This window comes from Candidatus Sericytochromatia bacterium (genome assembly GCA_035285325.1).
Lineage (GTDB): Bacteria > Cyanobacteriota > Sericytochromatia > S15B-MN24 > JAQBPE01 > JAYKJB01.
The window spans coordinates 1-19,406 of sequence record JAYKJB010000005.1 but is presented as its reverse complement, the minus strand read 5'-3'; the positions used below and the strand labels follow the sequence as shown (position 1 = coordinate 19,406).

15 protein-coding genes are annotated in these 19,406 nt (G+C 65.3%); 7 read left to right on the top strand and 8 right to left on the bottom strand.

The annotated features are described in order from the left end of the window. Positions 1 to 41 precede the first annotated feature (41 nt). Positions 42 to 3,263, top strand: a complete 3,222-nt coding sequence (locus VKP62_00920; protein MEB3195742.1) for a hypothetical protein — start codon at positions 42 to 44, stop codon at positions 3,261 to 3,263. Beyond that, a complete protein-coding gene (locus VKP62_00915) occupies positions 3,256 to 4,647 on the top strand; it encodes a hypothetical protein (protein MEB3195741.1) in 1,392 nt (463 codons plus the stop codon). The genes VKP62_00920 and VKP62_00915 overlap by 8 nt, the downstream gene beginning before the upstream one ends. Positions 4,648 to 4,755: 108 nt before the next feature. On the opposite strand, the gene eda is transcribed toward VKP62_00915, so the two are convergent. Together eda and lysS are read right to left on the bottom strand one after the other, a co-directional pair. Then, complete coding sequence (gene eda / locus VKP62_00910) at positions 4,756 to 5,400, bottom strand: bifunctional 4-hydroxy-2-oxoglutarate aldolase/2-dehydro-3-deoxy-phosphogluconate aldolase (protein ID MEB3195740.1); 645 nt, start codon at positions 5,398 to 5,400, stop codon at positions 4,756 to 4,758. A 49-nt stretch (positions 5,401 to 5,449) separates the two neighbouring features. After that, positions 5,450 to 6,964, bottom strand: coding sequence for a lysine--tRNA ligase (gene lysS, locus VKP62_00905; GenBank protein MEB3195739.1), 1,515 nt, complete (start codon positions 6,962 to 6,964; stop codon positions 5,450 to 5,452). Positions 6,965 to 7,058: 94 nt separating this feature from the next. On the opposite strand from lysS, the gene VKP62_00900 reads away from it, so the two are divergent. Beyond that, on the top strand, positions 7,059 to 7,292 hold the full coding sequence (locus tag VKP62_00900) for a hypothetical protein (protein ID MEB3195738.1): 234 nt from the start codon (positions 7,059 to 7,061) through the stop codon (positions 7,290 to 7,292). 25 nt (positions 7,293 to 7,317) lie between these two features. Further along, positions 7,318 to 7,686 carry a hypothetical protein gene (locus VKP62_00895; GenBank protein MEB3195737.1) on the top strand — a complete coding sequence of 123 codons (369 nt, stop codon included), beginning with the start codon at positions 7,318 to 7,320 and terminating at the stop codon, positions 7,684 to 7,686. A 16-nt stretch (positions 7,687 to 7,702) separates the two neighbouring features. On the opposite strand, the gene VKP62_00890 is transcribed toward VKP62_00895, so the two are convergent. Then, positions 7,703 to 8,746, bottom strand: coding sequence for a LysM peptidoglycan-binding domain-containing protein (locus tag VKP62_00890; GenBank protein ID MEB3195736.1), 1,044 nt, complete (start codon positions 8,744 to 8,746; stop codon positions 7,703 to 7,705). Between the two features lie 250 nt (positions 8,747 to 8,996). Here VKP62_00890 and VKP62_00885 point away from each other — a divergent pair, with 250 nt between their 5' ends. Genes VKP62_00885 through VKP62_00875 form a run of 3 tightly spaced genes read left to right on the top strand, consistent with a single transcriptional unit; the run spans position 8,997 to position 12,938 of the window. Further along, entirely contained in the window at positions 8,997 to 10,442 is a 1,446-nt protein-coding gene (locus tag VKP62_00885; protein ID MEB3195735.1) for an FAD-linked oxidase C-terminal domain-containing protein, read from the top strand. Next, positions 10,436 to 11,692: an FAD-binding oxidoreductase gene (locus VKP62_00880; protein ID MEB3195734.1), complete on the top strand. Its 1,257-nt coding sequence runs from the start codon at positions 10,436 to 10,438 to the stop codon at positions 11,690 to 11,692. The genes VKP62_00885 and VKP62_00880 overlap by 7 nt, the downstream gene beginning before the upstream one ends. A gap of 4 nt (positions 11,693 to 11,696) precedes the next feature. After that, on the top strand, positions 11,697 to 12,938 hold the full coding sequence (locus tag VKP62_00875; GenBank protein ID MEB3195733.1) for a (Fe-S)-binding protein: 1,242 nt from the start codon (positions 11,697 to 11,699) through the stop codon (positions 12,936 to 12,938). Between the two features lie 20 nt (positions 12,939 to 12,958). Here VKP62_00875 and VKP62_00870 read toward each other — a convergent pair whose 3' ends face one another. The 5 genes from VKP62_00870 to VKP62_00850 form a co-directional block, all read right to left on the bottom strand. Continuing rightward, positions 12,959 to 14,074 (bottom strand): hypothetical protein, encoded by a 1,116-nt coding sequence (locus VKP62_00870; protein MEB3195732.1) that lies wholly within the window; start codon positions 14,072 to 14,074, stop codon positions 12,959 to 12,961. 230 nt (positions 14,075 to 14,304) lie between these two features. Then, entirely contained in the window at positions 14,305 to 16,701 is a 2,397-nt protein-coding gene (leuS, locus tag VKP62_00865) for a leucine--tRNA ligase (GenBank protein MEB3195731.1), read from the bottom strand. Positions 16,702 to 16,882: 181 nt separating this feature from the next. After that, positions 16,883 to 17,194, bottom strand: a complete 312-nt coding sequence (locus tag VKP62_00860) for a nucleotidyltransferase domain-containing protein (GenBank protein ID MEB3195730.1) — start codon at positions 17,192 to 17,194, stop codon at positions 16,883 to 16,885. Beyond that, entirely contained in the window at positions 17,191 to 17,607 is a 417-nt protein-coding gene (locus VKP62_00855) for a nucleotidyltransferase substrate binding protein (protein ID MEB3195729.1), read from the bottom strand. Before VKP62_00855 ends, VKP62_00860 begins: the two co-directional genes overlap by 4 nt. A gap of 630 nt (positions 17,608 to 18,237) precedes the next feature. Then, positions 18,238 to 19,406, bottom strand: a 1,169-nt coding sequence (locus tag VKP62_00850) for a S8 family peptidase (GenBank protein ID MEB3195728.1), incomplete at its 5' end; no start/stop codon positions are given.

Genomic DNA, 19,406 nt, shown 5'->3' with positions numbered 1-19,406 from the left:
CCAAGAGTGGCAGATTACTCGAACAGGATTCTCCCGCCTCCATGCCAGATTTACTTTCCACGGCGGAATTCGAACAACACGTCGTCAAGGTTTCGGAACGCCTGGAAGGTCTGCGCGGTGCCACTCGCCAGGCTCACGTCACAGGAAGTGTGCCTTACGCCGGCACAGACCTGACGGACATTCTTCCCGACCTCGCCGCCGTCCTGGCGACCCTGATCCGGCAGGATCCCGAGGAGCCAATCACCAACAACGCCAGGCTTGAAGTGGGCGGTCGGAGGCTGGCTTTGGCCGCCATTTGCAGTCTCCTGCTGCAGGGTGACGGGCTGTCTGACTTCCCGGCTCGCTACAAGGCGTTGATGGGGAAGGAACCAGAATGGGACCTGTTCGAGCGCCTGCTGCCAACCGCCATGCGGGAGGCGGGTCTGCCGATCCCTGGGCGCACCGACCCCAAGGCATTGCTCGAATCCCTTCTGGTGGCGGCTGGATTACCGAAGGGCTTGCTGATCGCGGCCTGCGAATACTTCGTGATCTACTGGCGCTGGTTTCACCCTTGCGAGGAACCGTTGGCGCCACTTCAAGACGAGTCCCTGCGGCAGGGGCTACCTCCTGCCGCAGTGTCGCTGCTGGAGACGTTGGCCCCTCGCCTGCTCCCCAACGCTGGCGTGGTGGTCCCGTTCATTCAACAGCTGTGCGACCTGATGGTCGGCCTTCGCACCCAGCCTCGCTGGCGTCTCGACGATGCCTTCACCCAACCGGACCTGATCCTCAACTGGACGGGCATCGAGCCTAAAAAGCTGCTTCAAGGTGACGAGGAAGCACTTCGGATCTTGAAGGAAGGTTTGAGCAAGGCCTGGCACCCCAGCCAGTTCCAGCGCGTGCTGGCCAGTTTCCCGCGGGGTGCGGAAGTGCGCCTGCCGAGTGGCAGCTTGGCCATGGTAGACAAGTGCTTTGGCGTTCCCCAGTGGGGGGTGTACCGGATCGAGCACAAAGTCTATCTGGTCAGCCCCAACGAGGGGCTGGACCTGTCGGATCTGGCGGCTCTGCCGAACCAGGGACGCGTAGGCTCTCAGTTCGTGTGTCGTTCCGCCGATGAGGTCGCCATCACCTGGGATGAATGGCCCAGCTTGGAGCGGGGACGCGCGCTCTTCGATGACAAGCAGGCGGGCGGTTGGCTTTTTGTGGCGCCGTGGCGGCCCGGGGTTCGCGTCTCGGTAGAAGGCCGGAGTGTGGCCTGCCGCGAGGGGGTCCACTGGGGCTCGACCCTTGCCCTGGAAACGCTGGCGGAGGTGGGACCTCGTTTGGCGGTTCGCGTGCGTGGGCTGAAAGTCTGCCTCCCTGAGTACGCCGGAATGACGGTGCAGTTGGAGTGCCCCCAAGCTGAGACCTCCGGGCGTTTGACCTTCGAACTTTCCGCCGACGGCATGGGGGAGCTGCCAGACCAGGCCCTCCTGCTCACGACGCCGGAACCCGGTCACGTCGACCTGGTGCTTCAAGACCATGCCACCGGCAGCGAACTGGCCCACGCGGGCCGCGCCCTGCGCCGGCGCCTGCCCTTGCCCGAGATGGCGCTGATGGGAGAGGCCGACGCGGGGTTCACCCCTCCGTCGGAAGCGCCGCGGATGTTCGGTTGCGGCAGTTACATCCTGTTCTCCACCCGTCCGGTCAACACGGGCGCGATGCAGATGCGCGACATCGGCGTGACCGCTTTGGGACGGCAAGGGGGGTACGAGCTCCATCGTTTGACCTGGCTGGAAGGCACCGCTCCACTGGAAATCTATGTGGACGGGCGGCACCAATGGAACTTTGATTACCGCATCGAGGGGGTCTGGCAGACCAGCGACATGCCTTCGGCGCCTGCCCCGCTGGTGTTTGCTCCCGAGAGCCCGTCCGGGCTGACGGTGGCAACGGTGGACAGTCTGTTCGTGGACGACGTCTGCCTGCTGGACGGAGCCTTGGTGACGCTGGAACGAGACGGGGTTGCCCTGTTCTCTCTGACGTGGGCTGAACTCAACTGGCTGATGAACTTCCCGGCCGAAAACCGGCGGTTGTCGGGGGCGATGGTGCGTCGTGCCTTGGACGCCCCGCCCGAACACGACTTTGCAGGGCGCTACACCTTGGCGATGCGGGCGGCCGGCCGGAGCTTGGGTCGCCGGGACCTCCTGGTGCTGCCCCAACTAGACCTGGCTGTATCCCCCAAGGGGCTGGTGGACGAAGAAGCCGTCTATACCATTTCGGCCAAAGCCTCGGTCCCCTGCTTCCCGGGCGGCCTGCGTCAAATGGACCTGCTACTGGGGCGTCCCATCGTCGATCGCGACGCGATGGAGAACCCGCCCTTCGCTCCACGTCCCCTGGAGGGCAAGTTGCGCTTTGCGGTGCCCTCCGTGGAGGTGCCCGTCTCGGTCGTGCCCGACGTGGGGGGGTTCCGGCTGCTGGACGACCAGGAAGGCTCTTGGGTCAGGAAAACCGTCCTTGGGCACGAGGAACTCGACCACCTCACGCTGGTTCTGTTTGCGGCCGGTGGCCAGAACGGTAGCCTGCAGGCCGGTTCCCAGCCCCCGTTGTTGGAGGAGTTCTATGAAGGCTTCGCCACCTTCCCGCTGGGCAGCTTGTCGGGGAGTTTGACCCATCACGAAACGGATCTGGAAGTCTGCATCGATGGGCGCTCGTTCGGCACGCTCAGCGTGGTGTGGCACCCCCGCATTCAACGATTCGAAGCCGCCAGCGAGTACCTGATCGACGGAGTCGCCGTCCTGGACATCGCGGCCGATGGCCCCGAGGATGTGCCAATTCGCCTGGAGGCGTTCGCGCCCGACGGCACGCGGCTGACCAAACTCGACGTGGATACCGACGGGTCGTTGGACCGGCAAATTTCCCTGGTCATTCCGGGCAGCAAAGATCATCCCGTGGTCACGGTGAAGGCGTTTGTCCCCACCTTGCAGGGCGGCATGGCCGCCGGCACGGTCGAAGTGCGAAATCCAGCTTTCGAGCCGGAAATCGAGGAGCTGAACAACCGCATCGCCGCCGACCCGAAGGCCGCGGAGCTTCGCTACGAGAGAGCGCAGCTCCTGGTGGCGCGTGGGTTACGCAAGGCTGCCGCGCGGGATTTCCAGGCTGCCATCGATCTGGGGATGAGCGAGCTGCTCGACTCCCCTCAATACCAGCAATTCCTCAGTCAGCGGCGCGCCGAAGGCTTCCACGAGGACCTCAAAGCCATCGCGTGTTTCTTCGTGCCGTTCGCCCGGAAGGAGCTTTCCATTGGCTAAGTTGGATACGGATGCGCAGGCGCTCAACCAAGCGGTCGAGACGGTTCTCGGCGGCCTCGGGCTGCGCCGCAAGCAGGAGCTCGTCGAGCGCAACGATCGCCTGCGCCCTCAGTTTCTGGGGACCCAGAAGATGGCGGTGGGCAAGGCCCGTGAGGCCCAGGTAAACGCCTTCCTGGCGCCGCTGGTCGCCTCGGACAAGAAGATCCGGGCGCTGGTCTTCAGCGCTTGGGTCAAGGACAACGCCGCTTCGTTGGGCACCATTCCGGAGTTTCCTGAAATCTTCAAGCGAGACAGCGACGCTGCTGAAAATGCGGATGAAGAAGCCATCGAGGCCGGGAGTAAGGACGCCACGGCAGCCTTCAAGAAGTGGCTGAAGTCGTCGGAATTTGCCCCAGTGAATGCCTATGGCCGACTGGGTCCTTATGAATTCCCGGCGAAGGTGCTGACCACCCTCAAGCCCCCCAAGGCCAAGCCCGCCGCAGAGGCCACCGAAGCTCCTGCTGCAGAGACGGCCGTGGCTGGTGGCGTGCCGGAGAGCGTGGTCGAAGACCTCCGGCGCGAGATGGAAGAACAGAAGGGTCTCCTGAACGCCAAGCTTGCCAAGGCGGAGGAGGAAATAAACAAGTTCAAGCGCCTGCTGGAAGAAAACAAGGAAAAACGGCGCGCCGAACTGGCGGAAGCGACGGACCGGGCCAAGGCCGAGTTGCACACCAAATCCGGCGATTGGCAGCGGGTGGAAGCGCAACTGCGCCGGGAAATCGGGGAGTTGCAAAAGTCCCGCCAGGACTTTGCGGACAAGACCTCCAAAGTTCGCGACGAGATTCTGCCGCTCAAGCAGCAGATCGATCGGCTGGAGAAAGAGGCGCGGCGAGGCACCAGCCAAGCGCAAGACGCTCGCGCAGAGGTGTCGCGACTGGTCGAGGAAAACGGGCGCCTGCTCGAGCGCATCAAGGGCCTGGAGGCCTCGCAGCAACAACTGGTGGTCAAGGAAAAGCAGCTTGAGCGCATGGAAAAGAAGGGCGCAGCTATCATGCTGACGGCCAGCGACAACCTGAAAATCTGGGAAGAGGCGCTCAACGAGCAGGAGGTCAAGGAATCCTTCCGTCGAACCTTCAACCTGGACACCATCCGGGTCAACCGCTACGAGCATGACGAACGTGACCTGCACGAAGTTTGGAAAAAGCTGATTGCCAACGAGCAGGATATCGTCGAGCGTTTCTTCGCGCTGCCTTTCGATGAGCTGACCACCCCCAGTGATGAGTTCCGCGAACTGATCCTCAACTTCATCGAGTTGAAGGACACCCTGGTGGCGCGGGAGCAGCTTGCCCACATGCTCAACTTTGTCGGCGACCGCTTCCTGTCGACGTTGAAACAGAAGGTCTGAGCGGTTTCAACGGCACGATCACCTTCACGCGCTGGGTTCCGCAGGCCCCACTGAGCTTGCCGTCCCCAGCGCGTGATCTGTTTGCCCGTGCTCGTGTGCCCTTCGCCGTCAGTGCGTGGGGCCGTGGTGGTTCTGAACCAGGGCACTCCACTGTCGTGCCAAGGCCAGGATGTGGTCCTGGTCGTTGGCGGCGATCGCCGCCTGTGGGGCCACAGCGGATGCCACCCCCAGGGCCACCGCGCCAGACGCCCAGTAGGCAGCAGCCTCGGCCAGGCCGACGCCGCCGCTGGGAAAGAAGCGCAGGGAGGGGAAGGGGTCCAGCAACAGGCGCAAGTAAGCGGGCCCGCCGACACTGGCGACCGGAAAGACCTTGATCAACTCCACGCCCAGCGAGGCGGCGGCCTGCACCTCGGTCGGCGTCAGGGCACCTGGTATCGCCAGCACTCCGGCCTCCCGCGCAACCGCCAACACCTCCGGGACCAGGCACGGAGATACCACAAAGGAGGCTCCCGCAGCGATCGCCGCACGGGCCTGGGCGGCATCCATCACCGTGCCGGCCCCCACCTGAAAGCCGTCTCGGGCAAGTTGCCGGATGGCATCGACGCCATTCGGCGTGGTGAGCGCCACTTCCACAAGTGCCAGGCCTCCGGCTTTCAGGGTCCGACAGGCTGCCACGGCGCGACCCGCGTCGGGCGCTCGGACCACCGGCACCACGCGCGCTCGAGCCAGTTGGGCAAGCATTTCGGAGGGCACGGATGGCTCAGCTAATCACGGCCAGGCCGTAGCCAGGGCAGGAGCGACATCATTCACGCGGACGCATGTGAGGAAACAGGATCACATCACGAATCGAGGCGGTGTCCGCGACCAGCATGACCAGACGATCGATGCCGATGCCCAGGCCGCCGGTCGGAGGCAAGCCCAGTTCCAGGGCGTTCAGGTAGTCCTCATCGATGGTGTGGGCCTCGTCGTTGCCGGCTTCCCGCTCCTTGAGCTGGGCAGCAAAGCGCTCCCGCTGGTCGATCGGGTCGTTCAACTCGGTGAAGGCATTGCCCAGTTCGCGCCCCGCCACAAACACCTCGAAACGTTCCGTGAGGTGTGGCATCTCCGGCTTCCGCTTCGCCAACGGGGAAATCTCGACCGGATGATCGATCACGAAGGTCGGTTGAATCAGGTCCCCTTCTGCCACCGCTTCAAAAATCTCGTTGACCAGATGACCGTGGGTCGGCAATGCCGGCTTCTTGGCCTGAACGCGAGCGGCCAGGGCGGACAGTTCCTCGACCGACATCGCTGCGACATCCACGCCCAATTTCTCCTGGATCAGGTCGGACATGGTGGCGCGCCGCCAGGGACGCGTGAAGTCCAGGGTCTCCCCCTGGTAGGGAATTTTCAGGCCCCCGCAGGCCGCCTCGATGGCGCCACAGACCAGTTCCTCCGTCAGTTCCATGATGTCCCGGTAGTCGACATACGCCTGGTAAAGCTCCATCATGGTGAATTCGGGGTTGTGACGGGTGGAGATGCCCTCATTCCGAAAGTTCTTGTTCAGGTCGAAGACCTTTTCGAATCCCCCCACGACCAGCCGCTTGAGGTACAGCTCCGGCGAAATGCGCAGGTGCAGAGGCATGTCGAGCGCGTTGTGGTGCGTATGAAACGGGCGTGCCGCTGCACCACCGGGGATGGCTTGCAGCATCGGGGTTTCCACCTCGATGAAGCCCTTGTCTTCCAGCATACGTCGCAACGTCCGGATCACGAGCGAGCGCTTGCGAAACACATCACGGGTCTCCGGGTTGACGATCAGGTCCAGGTAGCGCTGGCGATATCGCAGTTCCACATCGGCGAGACCATGCCACTTTTCCGGCAACGGGTTGAGGCATTTGCTCAAGAAGGTCCACTGGCCGGCCGCCACCGACAGCTCCCCGCGCTTGGTGCGGCGCACCGTCCCTTCAACCCCGAGAATGTCGCCAAGGTCGAGCAAATCGAGGCGCTCCATCCAGGCTGTCCCCAACTTGTCCAGGGAGAAGGTGATCTGAATCTTGCCGGTCTCGTCCACGAGGTCCGCGAACACCAGCTTGCCCTGCCCACGGCGCCCCATCAGGCGTCCAGCCACGCGAACCACGTCCTCGGTGTCAGCACCGGCTTCGAGGGCCTCGTAGCGTCCCTGCAGGTCCGCCGCCGTCACGCTGCGGTCGTAGCGCGTGGGGTAAACATCCACGCCTTGTTCCTTGAGGGCTTGCAGCTTCGTGCGCCGCACCCGCGCCTGTTCCGGCAACTGTTCGAGATCGATCGTCACGCACGTTCTCCGTCGAAAAAGAAGCTTCATGCTACCAGCCAAAGCACCTGAAAGCCAGGCAGGCAGGCATGTTTCCAAGCCAGAGTCGATTATGTTACCCTGCTCGAGCAGGAGGGGTTGGCGCGTGTGGTTGGAAAGCGACGATCTGGTGACGCCGAACCATGCCGCCGAACTGGCCGGCGTGAGTCCGGCAGCCTTCCAGGACCATCAACGCTGGGGGCAGATTCGCCCGTTTGTGGTGATCGACGGTCTGGTCTTCTTTCATCGGCGAGAGGTGTTGGCCCTGAAGCACTACATTGATACGCTGACGGGCCGCCGCGCGGGTCGCGTGCTGCCGAAACTTCAGGATCTCTTCTGACCCGCCCTGACGCGAGGAACTCCTCATGACCACGCCCCCCAATCCCATCGAATTGCTCGGCGCCTTCATGGCCAGTCGGGCGCGTGAAGTGGGCGTCACCGAGCAGCAAATCTTGCAAATGCTGGGCATCAAGGGCGCGGTCGGCCCGCTTGAAGCGCTCCTGTCGGGTCGCCCCGCCGCCGAAACGATTCCCGACCTCGCCAGCGGGCTCGTGCAGGGCACCGACGTGGTGGCAAAGGCCGCGCGTCAGCACGTCGAACAGGCGATGCCGATTGTCGTCCCGGAAGAACTCAAAAGCCTGCTCAAGAAACTCGAGATGCTCAATGCCGACGGCTTGAAGCAGCTCGAGACATACCTGAACTTCCTGATCTCGCAAGGTGCCTTGACCAAATAGGCCAGGCCTCCTGGACTCACGCGGCGGGCTTGTCAGGCATCCAGTTTCCTCGGCGCACGCCCCACAGGTTGTTGCCCGCCCCCAGCCACTGCCGATATTCCGCGCTGCCGGGCTCCAGCACCATCTCACTGACCGGCTGCAGGTCGAGCGCCCCCCAGGTCAGGGGGCCACCCCCCACGGTGTCGTAAGTGCCGAAGGCCAAGGTCACCCGACCGTCCTTGCTCACGTCGACCACCTGAACGGTGTGGTTGACGATGCCATCCTTGTCCCAGTCATAGAACAGCACATCTCCCGGGCGCAAATCCTCGACATCGACAGCGCCGGTCCGGCGGTCATAACCACGCACGCCATTGCCGTTCGCATCATTCACGACCTTGGTGTGGTGCTTGGCGAAATTGTCGGCGTTCAGGCCAGGCAAGAAATAGTTCGGCCCCTTCACATTGGGCAATCCGCCCGTCCGGCCAGGCCCATACGCGTGAAATGCATCGGCCTGTTTGCCCATCGGATTGGGCAAGCCCACCAACTTGCAAAAGTCGCTGAGCAACTTGATCGCGAAATCGGCACAGTCAATCTCGACTCCCCGCCCGATCATCTTGCGCGTCTGCGTCTGCACGAACGACTCGTATTCCTTGGCAGCCTGCTCGTTCCAGCGGCGATCGCGCGGATTGTCAGGCGACGCATCGTATCGGTCGCTCACCCCATCGCCATCGCGATCGCCCGGCCGGCCCACCGGTCCAACAGGCGTCGGCGCGGTGGGCGCACTGGGCTTCTTGGGAGCCGTGGGAACGCCAGGCTTGGGCGCTTGAGCCGGCTGGGCAGCCGGAGGCGTGACACCGCCCAGGGCGGGAATCCGCAAGACCATCCCCACCTGCAGAAGGTGAGGGTCGTTGCCGATCACCGCCCGATTGGCCTCGTAGAGGTCCCGCCAGCGTGCCCCCGATCCCATGGCACGCGCCGCGACGCGGTACAGCGTTTCGCCCGACTGAACCGTGACGCTGCCCTCTCCCGTCGAACGCGAGGAGGGAATGCGGGCACTAGCGGTTTGAACCGGAGCGGGCATGTTCGGTTCCTTTCTGGCAGACGCAGATGGGCAGCTGAACCTCCATGCTTATCGCTGCCCGTCGGGGGTATTCGGTTATCAAAACGTAAATAAATTGTTAATCTTCAGGTCCATCACCCTCGTGCGCTGGCGTGGTGCCCCACGGCTGATCGTCACCTGACAGGGCAAGGCCAGCAGCAGGGCGAAAGGCGTGTCTGCTCTTCCGCTGAAGGGGCAAGCGCAGGCGCAGGCAATGCGTTATGATCCAGGCATGACACTGCAAGCAACCGAAGCTGCTTGGCTGGCGGAGCTGGAAGCAGCCCTCCCCGCCGGTTCGGTCTGGAGGGACGCCGCTCACCGGCTGGCCTACGACTGCGACGCCTACACCATCGAAAAGGGGGCCCCGAGCGTGGTTGTGCTGCCTGCCAGCACGCGCGAGGTCAGCACCGTGATGCGCATCGCCGCGCGCCACGGCGTCCCTGTGACCCCGCGAGGAGCAGGAACGGGCCTGGCAGGTGGCAGCACACCAGCCCACGGGGGAATTCTGATTGGCCTCTCGCGCATGAATCGGATCCTCGCCGTGGACGGCGCCAACCAGCGGGCGACGGTCGAGGCGGGCGTGGTCAACCTGCACCTGACTCAGGCCGTGACGGAAGCCAAGCTGCATTTCGCGCCGGACCCGAGTTCCCAGCACGCCTGCACGATCGGGGGCAATATCGCGGAAAATTCGGGTGGTCCTCACACCCTGAAATACGGCGTCACGGTCAATCATGTACTGGCCGTAGAACTGGTCCAACCCGACGGCGAGGTCGTCTGGATCGGCAGTGAGTGGGATGAGACCCCCGGCTATGATCTGCTCGGCGCCGTGATCGGAACGGAAGGAACGCTCGGCGTGATCACCAAGGCGATCGTTCGCCTCACCCCGGTGCCACCCGCCGTCTGTACCTTTCTCGCTATCTTCAACACCGTTCGCGATGCCAGTCAGGCGGTTTCCGCCATCATCGCGCAAGGCATCCTACCGGCGGCCCTGGAAATGCTCGATGGCGCCATCATCCAGGCCGTGGAGGCAGCCTTCGCCATCGGACTCCCGCTGGATGCGGGAGCGGCCTTGATCGTGGAACTGGACGGTTTGGAAGCGGGTCTCAGCGCTGACGCTGCCCGCGTATCGAGCTTGCTGCAACAGCACGGGGCCGTGTCGGTCACCCAGGCCAGCGACGCGGCCAGCCGCGATCGCCTCTGGCTGGCGCGCAAAAAGGCCATCGGGGCCGTTGGGCGGCTGGCTCCCAGCAAGGTGACGATGGATGGCGTCATCCCCCGCACCAAGCTGCCGGAGGTCCTGGAGGCCATTGCGAGCATCGCGCAGGCGCACGGCTTGCGCGTCGCCAACGTGTTTCACGCCGGAGACGGCAACCTTCATCCCATCCTGCTGTTCGACGAACGCGACCCCGCGCAGGTTGACCGCGTGCTGGCCGCTGGAGGAGCCATTTTGAAGGTGTGCGTCGATGCAGGCGGCAGCATCACGGGGGAGCATGGGGTGGGCATCGAAAAGCGTGACCACCTGGCCTTGATGTTCAATGAGGCCGACCGAGAAACCATGCAAGCCTGGCGGCAGGTTTTCGACCCCACCGGCCGCATGAACCCGGGCAAGCTGTTTCCCGTTCGGCGTGGCTGTGCCGAGGCAGGGCCCAGTCGACTGGGAGGAGGTCCGATGTGCTGAAGGCCGAACTTCCCTCCGCAAGACCGCTGGAGGCCTTTGGCGTCGATGGCCGGCTGCCCGGACAACTCTGGCGGCCAGACACGACCGAGGCCACGGCGAAATGCCTGGCTGAAGCGTCCCGCGAACGCCTCGCGGTGGTCCCGTGGGGGTTCGGCACCCACATGTCGCTGGGAGATGCCCTCCAACGCTATGACGCCGCCCTCGACCTGACGGCCTTGCGGGCTCCCATCGCGCACGCTCCCGGCGACCTGACGGTGACGGTCTCCAGTGGCGTGACGCTGAGCGACCTGAACGCCCAGCTGGCCCAGTACGGGCAGTGCCTGCCCATGGATGTGGAGGCGCCTGAACGGACCACGGTGGGGGGAGCGATCGCCGCCGGGGTGGCCGGGCCGCGTCGCCTGCGTCACGGCACGTGGCGCGATCGCCTGCTCTGGATGCAGGTGGTCACTCCCCAGGGGAACCTGGTGCAAAGCGGCGCCCCGGTGGTGAAGAGCGTGGCAGGCTACGACCTTGGCAAGCTGCACATCGGGGCCTTGGGTTCGCTCGGGGTGATCACGTCCGTCTGTTTCAAGCTGGACCCGCTGCCCGCCAAGCAGGTGCTCTCGGTCGTGCATTGCGACCCACTGGACGCCACCTTTCCCCTGCTGGCCGCCGTGAAGGCCGAAGGTCTCGCGCCTCACGCCCTGACGCTGACCACCGGTCTGCTGGAGGCCCACCACACCTTCGTGGCTCGTGGGGTGTATCTGGCCGTGGTGTTCGAGGGGGCGGCCGAGACCGTCAGTTGGCAAGCCGAACGGTTTGATGCGCTGGTCAAGCGTCAGGGGCTGGCGATCGCCCATCACACCGGCGCCCCGTTTCAGGAGGCCTTGCAGTCCCTCTCCACCCCGCGCCAGAGTGGCGCACTGCGCCTGCGCTTGATCAGCCTACCCGATCGGGTGCCGGAGTTGCTGACAGGTCTGGCGTCACTCTCGTGCCCCCCTGGCGCGCTCTGGGGGGAGGTGGGCAATGGGGTGGTGCGCGTGGGCTGGGCGACCGCTCCCGAGGCACCGGCTGAGTTCTTCGCCGAGCTGGCGTCATTGATGACGCGCCTGCGCGGGACCTGGATGGTGGAGGCTTGTCCAACGAACTGGAAAGGTGGGCTCGTGGATGTGTGGGGGCCGGAACGCCCCGATCGCCCGATCATGCGCGCCCTCAAGCTGGCCTGGGACCCGCAGGGGATCCTCGCGCCCGGCCGTGCAGCGGGAGGCTGAACCGGTGCCCTCACCCACCAACACCGAGCTTTTGAATGCCTGCATCCACTGTGGCCTCTGCCTGACGCGCTGCCCGACCTACCGGGAGACGGGCGACGAAGCCGCCTCCCCGCGGGGTCGGCTGTACCTCATGCGCGCCCTGGAGGAGGGTCGCTTGCAGGCGGGTCCGGAGGTCAACCCCCACTTTGACAGCTGCGTGGGCTGCCGCGCCTGCGAAACCGCCTGCCCCGCGGGCGTGCAGTATGGCAGCCTGCTCGAGCGGGTGCGAGCCGAGCACGTCGAGCCCTCCCGTCCTGCTGGTGTGGGGCTGCGCGCCTGGCGCAAGATCGTGCGGGACGTGTTGCCGGATGCCCGGCGACTGTCGCTGGCAGCCATCCCGGGGCGCCTGACCAAGCGCCTGCTGGTTCGGCGTGGACGCGCCCCGGGCTGGTTACCGGGCGGACTGGCGAGAGCCCTGGAATTGCTGCCTGATGGGCCTTTGCGCCCGGCTTCGTGGCTGCCCGAGTGGACACCGGCCCAGGGACCGGAACGCGGTGTGGTGGCCTTCTTGCCTGGCTGTGCCGGTTCCGCCCTCTATGCGTCCTCGGGCCGGGCAGCCGTCCACTTGTTGACGCGCGCCGGCTACCGCGTCTGGGTGCCGCCGGCACTCGGTTGCTGCGGCGCCGTCCACCTGCATGAAGGTGATCGGACAGGGGCCATCCAACGGGTCGAGGCCAACCTGGCCGCGCTGCAGGGTCAGGAATTCGAGGCGATCATCAGTCACGCGGGCGGGTGTGGCGCGACCCTGCACGAATACGGCTCGCTGCTGCCTGAGCGCGGGGAGGCGCAAACCCTGGCGTCCAAGGCCACGGACCTGGCCAGTTTCCTGGTGCGGGTGGGCCTGCCCGCCCCCAGTCCGCGTCCGGCCGTGCGCGTCACCTGGCATGATCCGTGTCATCTGGCCCACGGGCTAGGCGTGCGGAGCGCCCCCCGGCAGTTGCTCGCGAGTTTACCCAACGTGGAGCTGGTGGAACTGCCCGAGGCGGATTGGTGCTGTGGAGGGGCCGGCACCTACACGCTGAAACAGGCCGCACTCTCGGACAGCCTGTTGAATCACAAGCTCGACCACATCCGCAGCACGCACGCGACCCAAGTCATCACGGCCAATCCGCCCTGCCTGATGCAACTGGCCCGAGGCCTGCAGCAGCAACTCCCGGAGGTACAGGTGGTCCACCTGGCCGATTTCCTGGCCGCATACCACCCCTGAACGATGGCAGGTCGGGCGCGTTAAACAGGTGAGGGGCTTGCCGAAGGCGGTCGACTGGGGCTGGCGGACGGCGATGGGCCGGGACTGGGACTGGCAGATGGCGACGGACTCGGGCTGGGGCTGGGGCTGCTCGTCGGCGCTGCCGTGGGTGGGCGCGCGGGCGTGGGCGTCGGGGGGGCCTGGGGAGACAGGGCAAAGGCGGCTTGCCGTCCAGGGCGCGATACCGCCAGACGAGCAGTATCGCGCATCCCGGTAAACTGAACATTACAGGCCATGTAGAGCCGATCGATGTCCCGCGAGACGTTGGCGTCACGGCGTGCCAGTTCATCCAGCAGCCGCAAGGCCCCGTCGGCCCGGTCACCTTCCTGCGTCCAGTCACCCAGCGGCACCGACACCGAATAGGGGTCAAAGCTGAGCCCGGCCGGCAACCCGCCTTCAAGCAGCCGACGAAGGCGCAGGAGCAGCGGCTCAACATCCCCATCGCGGATGGCGTTGAACGTCGCCAGATTCTCACTGCGCTGGCGGAACCTCAGGACCTCTCGCACCACCAGGGTCGAGGCCAGGTCGACCGTGACGCCTTCACGCGACCGGGTCCAGCCAAACATCCGGAAGGTGCGCCCGCCGACGTGAGCCCGCACGTCCAGGAAAGGCGTGGTCGAGGGCGAGACGAAGCGCAGGCTGAAACGACCGGCCTCATCCGTGTAGGCGCCAGGATTGCCGCCTGCCCAGTTGAAATCAGGCCCTAGCGGACTTACCAGGGCATCTTGGAGCGGCTTCTCGACGGTCATTTGCTGCAATCGAAAGGCCAGCACCGCCACCGGCAGCAGGGCGATGCGCGCCTCCAAAACGTCAAAACGTTCAGCTCTGACGACCGCCGCGTTGGGCGCCAATGAGCCCAGCGCGAGCGCCTTGCCGGAAAGGACTTCCCCGGTGCGCAGGGTCATCACGCGTTCGAGCGGCCTGAGGCGAGGCGAGGCCGTGGAGACAGACAGACTGGCCGCCACCGTCGGCGTGGCCGATTGAGGCAACACAGGCGCCGGGGCGACCGAGGGCGGCGAGCAAGCGGCGATTCCGACCACGGCAGCGGGAACAAGCCAGCGATTCCAGGCACCCGCAGGAGCTGTCAATATGTGCATGATCCCGTCAACGGAGGCCCCACGCGCGCTTCCTGCAGGACTGCCCTGAGGGCCTGAAGCCACGCGGGCTATATACCCGCCAGAAGCAGCCTCTCGGGGCGGGGAACGCCGTGAAATTGAGCCCGCTCGGGGCCACCAAGACGAGGGCGAGCCTGGCTTCACCGGCTGGAACCACCAGCAAGTGCTCCAAGCTGCCTACGCGTGGCGTGCCGAGGCCGTGGAGTCAGGCCTCAGCCAGAGACCACCAGATTGACCAGGCGTCCCGGCACCACGACTTCCTTGACGATCGCCTTGCCGTCGAGAAATTCGGCCACCGCCGCCTTGCCCTGGCTCAACACCGCTTCCTTCTCCGCCTCGGCCGGCACCACGATGCGCGCGCGCAACTTGCCGTTGACCTGAACCGCCAATTCCACTTCGGCATCGCGGGTGAGGGCCTCGTCGTAAGCCGGCCAGGGGGCGTAAGCCAACGACCCGACGTGCCCCATGCGGACCCACAATTCCTCCGCCAGATGGGGCGCGAAGGGGGCCAGCAGCAGCACAAAGGCCTCCATGTCGGCCCGCGGCAGGTGTTCCGCCTTGTTGGCCTCGTTGAGCAGAATCATCATCTGACTGATAGCGGTGTTGAACCGCAAGCCCTCGATATCACTGCCCACCTTCTTGATGGTCTTGTGCAACAGGCGCGTCAGGTCGACGTTTTGCACCTCGGCGATCGCCGGATTGAGCGAGCCGTCCTCCGCGATGAACAGGCGCCAGACCCGCTGCAGGAAGCGGAACAGCCCTTCCACCCCGGTATTGCTCCAGGGTTTGGTCGCCTCCAGTGGCCCCATGAACATTTCATAGAGGCGCAGCGTGTCTGCCCCGTACTTGGCCACGATGTGATCGGGGTTGACCACGTTGCCGCGCGACTTGGACATCTTCTCGTTGTTCTCACCGAGAATCATCCCCTGGTTGAACAGCTTCTGGAAGGGTTCCTCGGTCGTGACCAGGCCACAATCGAACAGCACCTTGTGCCAGAAGCGGGCATACAGCAGATGCATCACGGCGTGTTCGGCTCCACCGATGTACAGATCGACCGGCAGCCAGGCCGCCAGCTTGTCCTCGGCCGCGAAGGCTTCCGTGTTGCGCGGGTCAATGAAGCGGAGGTAGTACCAGCAACTGCCGGCCCACTGCGGCATGGTGTTGGTTTCGCGCGAGGCCTCCCCCACCTTCAGCCAATCGCCGGCGTTCACCAGCGGGCTCTCGCCCGTGCCCGAGGGCGTGATCGCGTCCAGGTGCGGCAGTGTCAGCGGCAACTCGTCCTCGGCCAGTGCCGTGATGCGTCCGTCGGGCTGATGGAGCACCGGGATCGGTTCTCCCCAGTAGCGCTGGCGGCTGAAAATCCAGTCGCGCAGGCGATAGGTGACCTTGCCCCGGCCAGCCCCGCGTTCCTCCAGCCAAGCCACCATGCGGGATTTGGCCGCCGAGTTGTCGAGGCCGTCGAGCGGACCGGAATCCAGATGCCGGCCATCGCCGGTGAAGGCGGCCTCGTCGAGGTTTCCTCCTTCGATCACGCGACGCAGGGGCAGGCCCACCGCTCGGGCGAACTCCCAGTCGCGCTGATCGTGCGCCGGCACGGCCATGACGGCGCCCGTGCCGTAGGTGGCCAGCACGTAGTCAGCGATCCAGACGGGGATGGCTTCGCCGTTGGCCGGGTTGATCGCCATGGCGCCCGTGAAGGCACCGGTCTTTTCTTTGGCCAGATCGGTGCGTTCCAGGTCGCTCTTGCGGGCGGCCGCCTGGCGATAGGCGTCGATCGCCTCGCGCTGCGCGGGCGTGGTGATGGCATCGACCAAGGGGTGTTCGGGCGCCAGGACGCAGTAGGTGGCGCCGAACAGGGTGTCGGGACGGGTGGTGAAGACCGTGAAGCCGTCCTCGCGCCCTTGCAGCGTGAAGTCGATCTCGGCGCCCTCGGAGCGCCCGATCCAGTGGCGCTGCATCTCCTTGATGTTCTCGGGCCAGTCGAGGCCTTCCAGGCCGCTCAGCAGGCGTTCCGCGTAAGCCGTGATGCGCAGCACCCACTGCCGGATCATGCGGCGCTCAACCGGGTGCCCCCCCACCTCGGACTTTCCGTCCACGACCTCCTCGTTGGCCAGCACCGTCCCCAGCGCAGGACACCAGTTCACAGGCATCTCGGCCTCGTAGGCCAGGCCCCGTTCGAACAGCTTCAGGAAGATCCATTGGGTCCAGCGATAGTAGTCCGGATCAGCCGTCGAGACTTCTCGGTCCCAGTCGTACGAAAGGCCCAGCGACTTGATCTGGCGACGGAAGTTGTCGATGTTCTTGCGCGTGATGACGGCCGGGTGGATCCCGGTCTTGATGGCATACTGCTCGGCCGGCAGGCCAAAGGCATCCCAGCCCATGGGATGCAGCACGTCGAAGCCCTTCATGCGCTTGTAGCGGGCCACGATGTCAGTGGCGGTGTACCCCTCCGGATGCCCCACGTGCAGCCCGTCCCCCGAGGGGTAGGGAAACATATCAAGCACGTAGTACTTGGGCTTGGTCGGCAGGTCCGGCGTCTTGAAGGTCTTGTGGGCGTCCCAGTACTGCTGCCATTTGGGCTCGATCGCGATGGGGTCGTATTTGGCCATGGGAAAAGTCTCCAAGGGGGCTTCGATGGGTCATGCTAGCAGGTTTTGGGAAACGATACGGCGACATATTTCCTGATAACAAATGTTATCGATTATATTCGCCGTAGACTCTCGCTTCATCTCAGTGCCATCTTCACGGCGGGCAGAAATGCCCTTGATCATCCAAGGGGGCACACACGGTTCAGCCGGTCCTTTGATAAATCCGAAGGCCGACCCTGGCGATATGAGCGAGCAAGGGCGGATGGTCGATCGTCTCAAGCGCCAGAACATCGAAGCGCCAGGGCAGGGGCAGGGACTCAAGTTGCTGTGCGATGCGCTCAGTCTCGAGGGGTTCCCTGATGCCCTCCAGCGCGAGATCGATGTCCGAACGCGGCGTGGCGCAGCCCTTGGCTCGCGAGCCGAACAGGATGGCTCCGGTGACGGTGGGGAACTGGGTTAGTACCCCTCGAATCTGATCCAGGTGCTGCTCGGACAGCCCGGTCCCATCGGTCACGGCTGATCGTACCGCGCGCCGAGCCAGGCGTGGAGCCCCTCGAAGGCATCCAGATAGCGATCTCGGATGGCCTGCACGGCCTGCTCGAAGGTCACCTGCCGGTAGGTGTGCGACAGCAAGTTCCGGTGATCGAGCATGTCAATCCAGACCTGCCCATCTGCCAGAATTTTGGCGGCGTAGCCTTCTTTTACGACATTTTTTGGGGTGACGGGTTCGAACATGGCACCCTGGGCCTCCATGTAATCCTTGAGGGTCTTCCAGGCCAGCTCGAGCACGTACTCGAAGCGCTGGACCGTGCCCTCTCGCTCCAGGGCAGACAATGACTCAGGCGCGCGCTGCAACGGTTCTCGCAGCAGCACAAGCGCCCGTGAAAAGTTGTCGAATCGTTGTTTCCAGCGAATGTCCAGGTCCAAAACCGACCTCCAGCCCTCGCACGGCGGCCACCCACACGGAACGCGGAGCAATTGCCTCAGGCCATGGTAGCGCAAGCAACACGACACGAGGCAAACGCCCACACGCTTTTCTTGAGGGAATCTCATTCCAAGCCGCACGAACCAGCGGGTCCGATGGGGCAGCAGCTGGGGCTGCCCGGGGTCGGCGAGGCCGAGGCTCATTCCCGGAAGGCATGGTCCGAGAATGACACCGCCCACCACCCAAGCACGAGTTCCAACGTCCAGACACTCGGCCGATCTCTTGGAGCGGGCTCATCCGCAACCTCCGATTATCTGAACTGGAATCACAAGCCGTGCAGGGCACCACCCCCAAAAAAGCTGGAAACCCGCATGAAATCGTTCACCCTTCGCGCCTTCCCAGATAATATCTCTTATCTGGCCCATGGAGTCGCAGGCGGACCCTTAGCGTCCCGGCGGCGGAGGGCTCACCTCTAGCGAGCCATGTGGTCCTCAGTGGGCAAGGGCTCACGTCCGGCGAGCCGCCAGCCTGGCCCGTGGCCCCACTCCGTCGTGGCCGGGTTTGCCTGACGCCGCCTCAGCATCGAGATGCAGAGGGGCGGCAGGCCCGCGCGGCCGCCCGTCGAGCAGGCGTCAGCCTCGCAGCGCCCGCCCGGCGTTAAGGCGTCCGTGGCCGAAGATCGGGTCGAAGCCGGGCGCGCCCAAGTCGTCGCTGGTGGCTTCCAGCCTGGCTCGCACCTGCGCGGGAGACCAGTCGGGGTGGCGATCGCGCAGCAGGGCCGCCACTCCGGCCACACAGGGCGTGGCCATGGAGGTGCCGCTCTTCAAACCGTAGCCCGCCGGGCCGGGCAGGGTCGAGAGGATCGCATCGCCCGGCGCGCAGAGCGAAATCCAGGCGCCTCGGTTGGAGAAGCCGCACACCGCATCGGCGGCGTCGGTTGCCCCCACGGCCAGCACCCCCGCATTGGCGGCCGGATAGGAGGGCCGCAAACCGCCTTCATTGCCCATGGCTGCCACCAGCAAAACCCCGCGGGCCTGCGCATAACGCACGGCGTCGTCAATCACGGGCACGGCCTCGGGGCCCCCCAAGCTCAGACTGATCACCGAGGCGCCCTGGTCGGTTGCGTGAATGATGCCCGCCGCCACCGCCGCATCGCTGCCGGCGCCGTTGTCCCCCAGCACCCGTTCGGCCAGCAGCCGCACGCCCGGCGCCTGCCCCACGATACCGACGCCGTTGTTGGCCGTGGCGGCAGCAATACCGGCACAATGCGTGCCATGTCCGTTGCGGTCCATCGGGTCGCCATCCAGGTTGACGTAGTCCTCGCCTTTCACCACGCGGGTGGCTGCCCCCGTCGCCTCTCGAAAGTCGGGATGGCGGTAATCGACGCCCGTGTCGACGATCGCCAGGGTCGTGCGAGCCGAGCCAGTGGTCACCGCGTGCGCGCCGGGCGTGTCGACGCGCGCGAGGGCATACTGCACCGACGCCTGAGGATCGTTGTACGGAGCGGAGCCGACCCTGCGACCAGCCGTTCCCAGGGCCCGCAGGGTGCGGCTGGGCAGCACGGCCACGACCCCGGGCTCCGCCAGCAGGGCGGCGCGGAAGCCGTCGCCCTGCGACGGGACGCGCGCCCAGTCAATCCGGGCCAGCGCCCGATCGAGCGACGACTCGGTGGCAGGGTTGCCGGCTGCCAGTCGCGCGCGCAAGCGTGCCGCCGACACGGGCCTCGCCAGCTTGACCATCAGGGCCTCGGGTTGCGCCTTCGCGCCCAGTGGGCCGAAAGGCGACGAGGGTGCGGCGGCGA

Excerpts from the sequence above, each read along its gene's own strand:
- VKP62_00920 (MEB3195742.1), top strand. The coding sequence starts at position 42 with ATGCCAGATTTACTTTCCACGGCGGAATTCGAACAACACGTCGTCAAG.
- lysS (MEB3195739.1), bottom strand. The coding sequence starts at position 6,964 with ATGAAGCTTCTTTTTCGACGGAGAACGTGCGTGACGATCGATCTCGAA.
- VKP62_00895 (MEB3195737.1), top strand. The coding sequence starts at position 7,318 with ATGACCACGCCCCCCAATCCCATCGAATTGCTCGGCGCCTTCATGGCC.
- VKP62_00890 (MEB3195736.1), bottom strand. The coding sequence starts at position 8,746 with ATGCCCGCTCCGGTTCAAACCGCTAGTGCCCGCATTCCCTCCTCGCGT.
- VKP62_00885 (MEB3195735.1), top strand. The coding sequence starts at position 8,997 with ATGACACTGCAAGCAACCGAAGCTGCTTGGCTGGCGGAGCTGGAAGCA.
- VKP62_00870 (MEB3195732.1), bottom strand. The coding sequence starts at position 14,074 with ATGCACATATTGACAGCTCCTGCGGGTGCCTGGAATCGCTGGCTTGTT.
- leuS (MEB3195731.1), bottom strand. The coding sequence starts at position 16,701 with ATGGCCAAATACGACCCCATCGCGATCGAGCCCAAATGGCAGCAGTAC.